Here is a 4,790-nt window from a genome sequence, read left to right as displayed (position 1 = left end):
GTCAGCGGCATGGGAGTCTAAGTTTAGACATTTGATCGCCTCGTCGTTTCTCATAAAAATAATGGGGTGCATTTGGTAAAAAAACGTTAGATTTTGAATGGAATACCCGTCTATTAATTAAAACAACTCATCGGTGTAGTCATCGCATTGGTTTCTACCATTCAGGAGATGGAGGGATGTTTCGGCAGTCAAAGTTATGGAAATTAGACTTACATCGAATCGTTGGAAGAGCGCTTGTCAAATCAAATTATTTTTAGGAGTTGATCAAATGAGGATGAAAGTTTTGACCACGCTGTTAGTGCTCGTGATGATGTTTTCTCTTGCTTCGATTTCCTTCGCCTCTCCGGTAGCACCGGTGGAAGGGCCCTCCAGTGGTGATGGCGGAGACTTTTCGATCTTGGATACTATCTATATTGATTCGAGCCATTCTGGGAAGACCGCTTTTGATCAATCGTTCACCGTTAGTCCCGACAGTGACAAGAACTTAAACATTTGGGTTAAGAACGACGGTTCCAGTAGCGTAGATGTTTTTGTAGAGCATATCGATTCTGGCAAACAATATCCGACGTATACGGTTGGCTCAGGTGAGCAATTGACGAGGACGTTTAATATGCCGGACGGAAGTTATTTATATGGGGAATTTCGGGTTTACGTATACACAACTGACGGATCTGAAATGAACATCAAGGTTCGCGCACGTGGATATTAAGTTATAGGAATTTAGATACTCTATTCTTCCTCAAAAAAGCAACTCTCTATGAGTTGCTTTTTTTATATAGGGACTCAGCATAGGCTTCATCAATAGATGACTTGCCATGACACAACGAAACCAATACCGCCAAGGGCGAGTACTGTAGTAATCTTGGGTGGATACAGGCGGAATGATGATGTTCCGATAAGGGGAGGCTTATTTTGAAAACGCGAAAATTATTTCATAACGCGACCAAGAGGCTATGCTGAATCAGCAGGAGTCGAATTTGGCAACTTGGTGTAATGGATGGAAGAAATTTTAGGTATTTACTTCTAGACCTACAATCTGTAGAATAAATTAAACTACATAATGTAGATTAAAATAAAGCGAGCTGGGATCATGAATTTACAAGCCAAAGTGCTGATTTTAAGACAATATGAAACCTATTGTTATCAGGTTTCATCATTCATCGTTCAAGATGAACAATTATCGATACAAGCAGCTCAATCGGCTCTCCTGAAGCTTGCAACCGACTCGTCCTTTTTTGTAAAGCCTGAGCATGAACAGAAGCGAATCATACAGAAGGTGACCATACGCTCAGCGTTAGAAGTCTACACCCAAAAGATAAAAACATGTTGACAAATTGAACTACATAATGTAGATTTAACTACATGATGTAGATTAACTTTTCCTACAATGTGTAGAATGAATAAGGAGGGTGTCCATGGCAAAGTGGCAAAAAATTTCCGAAGCTGAGAAGCAAATTATGGACATTATTTGGTCCTATGACCGTCCGGTAACAACGGCTGAAATTTTGACTGAACTGCCTGAGGACAAGGCGTGGAAGCAAAACACCGTCATCACGTTTTTGGCGCGTCTGATGGAAAAAGGCATGGTGACAGCGACAAGGGTGGGGAAGGCCAATCAATACGAGGCTCGTCTGACGGAACAGGAATACCGGAATCTGGAAACCAAACGGTTTATCCGGGATGTTCATCAAGGCTCCGTGTCCGGTTTGATTAGCGCGCTGTGCGACAGTGGAGATTTAACGAAGGAAGATATTGAAGAATTGATGAAACGACTGCGAGAGTAGAGAGGCCGACATGAATGATTTATATTATCCTTTACTCTTGATGTCTGCCGCAGCGTCCATACTATACCTATTGTTGAGGCTGCTCAGCAAGTGGACACAGCATTATTTCACCGCCACATGGCATTACTACTCGCATGTTTTTCTGTACACGTTATTCTTTATTCCTTATTTTAAGTTGATTTCCTGGCTCAACCCGAAGATGTTGGGCATCGTTCCGAATACGGTGGAGTCTCCGATCGATGCTCCGATTGAACAGGCAAGTCGAGAATTGCCAGAATCAACGGTCGTTTCGGATGCAAGCCATCTGATCACGGCGGAACAGATGAGTAACGAACCAAGCGGCTTCCTTTTTAACTTATGGAATGTCATCCCTTATGTTATGGCGGCCGGGACGATCGTTTTTCTGACCGCTGCCCTGATTCAGAATATCAAGATTCATCGCCGGATTTTCGCTTTGTGTGAATTAACCGAAGATCCGGATATTCTTAGGGAGCTTTCCGCCAGCAAGAAGAAGCTGGGCGTGTCGAAAGAAATCCCGGTCTACTTGTCGCCTTACATCAGCACCCCTTTTCTGTACGGATTGTTAAAACCGCGTATTGTGCTGCCGGCGGCTATGGCGTTTACGGCAGAAGAATACCGTCAAATCTTTCTTCACGAACTGACGCACGATCGACGCCGGGATGTATGGGTCAAATGCTTGCTCCTCTGTGCCAATGCGCTGCACTGGTTCAATCCGTTGGCATATATGGCGAGACGGGACGTCGACCGGTATTGTGAACTATCCTGCGATGAGCAGATTGTTCAACCGATGAATATGGCGGAGAGGAGACAATATTGCGAGTTGCTGTTACATGTCCTGTGGAAGGCGGCTGACCAAAGAGCCAAATTGTATTCCGCTTTTAGCGACAAGCGAAAGCACCTGGAGAGGAGAATTCGCATGATCTTAAAAACGGACGGAGCAAAACGCAAAAAGTACGTTCGTCTGTTCGCGACGATGGCTACCCTGCTTCTGATGATTTTCGGAACGTCTGCCGTTTATGGGGCCATGAGTGCCCATGATGCACCGCTAAAGTCGGATCAGGTGGTATTCAATCAAAATGGCTGTGCGCTTGTAAGTGATAAAGTCCAAAACATTGGCCCCGTTGCTGTAGAGCAACTAACTGCCAGCATAGAGTCGTTTGATACTTACGACGAAATTAAACCGGGTGAATGTGAAAACTTGGGCGGCTCCACTCTCCATAAAGGTGATGTGATATCGCTAAAGTATGCCTATACGGGCGGCGACCTGAAGGTCTATCTGCTGGAGTATGATGCCCAAACGCTTGAAGATGGCAGGTTAATGGATAGCGGCTCGAATTACACGATTCCCGAAGACGGCCACTACTATTTCATACTACAAAACGGATCGCAAACGGAATCGAGTGAAGAGGTAGAGATGTCGGTTCGTTATCAAATCGATTCTTAAATCATCGCTTTATGCAAAGAGCGGTATGCTTTCTTCGTTGAGAGCATGCTGCTTTTATTCGTTGTCACATCTCTTGGCATCCGTTACAGGGAAAATATGGATCCTTCATGAAGTGGTTGTCCTGGATAGGTATAAGGAGTTAATGGTTCCGCAGCCTGCAAGTACAGTGAAATCTGAAATTTCTCCGGATCTTCTTCAGCGGTCGGCTTCGATTTTCAATCGCGTCATGGCAAACAAATTATTTAAAAAGAGGGATGCGGTTAATGACCCTGCCGGGTCACAGGCTATGATGAAAATGTAATCATAGTCTTCTTCATCATCCCTCATACTGAGATTGAACCGGCCAGTTCGTGGTTTTTTGCGGTGGGTTCGACCCCGAAAACAAAACTGTTCGGACAACCTTGAAGCACAGGCTATCGGACTGCGAGTCCGGATAAAAATCTTCGTTGTTCTCAGGTTGTCTTTCCGGTTCACCATCTTCATGTTGGAGGGATTCTTGCCATGCTGGAAGCTATACTCGAACGTTGCGCGGGACTCGACGTCCACAAGAGACTGTGGCGGCCTGTGTTCTCACTGGTCCTCTCGACCGTTCACCAAAATGCGAAATCCGAACATTTGGAACCATGACGGACGAGCTTATGGAACTTGGGCAATGGCTCGTCGATGAAGGCTGTTCCCACGTCGCCATGGAAAGCACAGGTGTCTATTGGAAATCCGTCTGGAACGTGCTCGAGGCGTTCGACTTGGATCTCCTGCTTGCCAATGCGCACCATGTTAAAAATCTTCCTGGCCGCAAGACCGACATGAAAGACGCCGAATGGATCGCCAAACTGTTGCGTTGCGGTCTCATTGAGGGCAGTTTTGTTCCCTATGAAGACATTCGCGATCTCCGAGATCTCACCCGTTACCGCAAAAATTGGTGCAAGACGCCACTTCGGAGAAGAAACGCATCCACAAATTGCTTCAGGATGCGAACATTAAGCTGACCACCCATATGTCGGACATCTTCGGAGTCTCCGGCCGTCTCTTGTTCCAAAAGATCGTTAACGGCGAGGTCATCACGATGGAATTTCTCGAAACGCATATGAAAGGAGCCCTCAAACACAAGTCACCCAAATTGCTTCAGACGTTGAACGGACGACTTCGCAAACACCATCGGGATATGATTCGTTTTTCCTGGGATCATCTTGTGTATCTGGAGAAACAAATCGAGCAGGTCGAGCAGGATATCCGCCGCCGTCTGGCCGACAAGCAAGAGGCGCTGGACCTGCTGAACACGATCCCGGGTGTTAACGAGCAGGCTGCCTCGGTCATCATCGCGGAAATGGGGACGGATATGACCCGTTTCAAAGACGATCATCATCTGGCTGCATGGGCTGGTGTCAGTCCCGGAAATCACCAAAGTGCGGGTAAAAAACGAACTCGGGCCCGATCCGGAAACAATCACTTGAAATTGTGCGAATGCGCTTGGGCAGCATCGATGACTCGCAATACGCGACTTTCTGCAAGGTATTGGAACTGGGTTAAGCGGCTTGGCAAGA

At 46.3% G+C, this 4,790-nt stretch carries 6 protein-coding genes; all 6 read left to right on the top strand.

The features are described 5' to 3' along the window. Positions 1-268: 268 nt before the first annotated feature. Positions 269-709, top strand: a complete 441-nt coding sequence (locus PACILC2_RS25055; RefSeq protein WP_213531651.1) for a hypothetical protein — start codon at positions 269-271, stop codon at positions 707-709. Between the two features lie 381 nt (positions 710-1,090). Further along, on the top strand, positions 1,091-1,330 hold the full coding sequence (locus PACILC2_RS25050; RefSeq protein WP_213531649.1) for a hypothetical protein: 240 nt from the start codon (positions 1,091-1,093) through the stop codon (positions 1,328-1,330). An 85-nt stretch (positions 1,331-1,415) separates the two neighbouring features. Beyond that, positions 1,416-1,784, top strand: coding sequence for a BlaI/MecI/CopY family transcriptional regulator (locus tag PACILC2_RS25045; RefSeq protein ID WP_213531647.1), 369 nt, complete (start codon positions 1,416-1,418; stop codon positions 1,782-1,784). A gap of 10 nt (positions 1,785-1,794) precedes the next feature. After that, positions 1,795-3,249, top strand: a complete 1,455-nt coding sequence (locus PACILC2_RS25040) for a M56 family metallopeptidase (RefSeq protein WP_213531645.1) — start codon at positions 1,795-1,797, stop codon at positions 3,247-3,249. Positions 3,250-3,803: 554 nt separating this feature from the next. Continuing rightward, positions 3,804-4,235 (top strand): IS110 family transposase, encoded by a 432-nt coding sequence (locus PACILC2_RS25035; RefSeq protein ID WP_372447239.1) that lies wholly within the window; start codon positions 3,804-3,806, stop codon positions 4,233-4,235. Then, positions 4,208-4,790 (top strand): transposase (locus PACILC2_RS25030; RefSeq protein ID WP_213531641.1); only part of this gene is annotated, 583 nt, incomplete at its 3' end. The genes PACILC2_RS25035 and PACILC2_RS25030, both read left to right, overlap by 28 nt.

Source organism: Paenibacillus cisolokensis, assembly GCF_018403665.1.
GTDB lineage: Bacteria > Bacillota > Bacilli > Paenibacillales > Paenibacillaceae > Paenibacillus_AH > Paenibacillus_AH cisolokensis.
Note: the sequence above shows the minus strand (reverse complement) of the source record. Positions and strands in the feature narration are given on the sequence as shown.